This window comes from Falsihalocynthiibacter sp. S25ZX9, from assembly GCF_041205405.1.
Taxonomy (GTDB): domain Bacteria; phylum Pseudomonadota; class Alphaproteobacteria; order Rhodobacterales; family Rhodobacteraceae; genus Falsihalocynthiibacter; species Falsihalocynthiibacter arcticus.
This window is the reverse complement of record NZ_JBGFCD010000125.1, coordinates 1-342: the sequence shown is the minus strand read 5'-3', so window position 1 is coordinate 342 and position 342 is coordinate 1. Positions and strand designations below refer to the sequence as shown.

The following is a 342-nucleotide window of genomic DNA, read 5'->3' as shown; positions in this document are numbered from 1 at the left end:
ACAACGCGCCATTGCATCATTCCTCGATAAAAAATGCGAAAAGATTGGTGAGGCGGTGCGGATCAAGGAGGCGCAGATCGCGCTTTTGCGCGAGCGGCGGCAGATCCTGATCAAAGAGGCCGTCACCCGCGGCCTCAACCCCTACACTCCGATGAAAGACAGCGGCATCGACTGGATCGGCCAAATCCCCGCGCATTGGGATATTCGCAGGAACTTCGTTTTGTTTCGCGAAATGAAAGTTTCAGGAAGCGTCGATCTTCCAGTGCTATCTGTATCCATTCATAGCGGCGTATCCTCGGAAGAGTTAAGCGACGAGGATAACATCCGCTCAATCATAAAGAT

General features: G+C 52.3%; 1 pseudogene. It reads left to right on the top strand.

Annotated elements, in window-relative coordinates:
* A pseudogene (locus AB9F29_RS21565) lies at positions 1-342 on the top strand (restriction endonuclease subunit S); the annotation flags it as partial.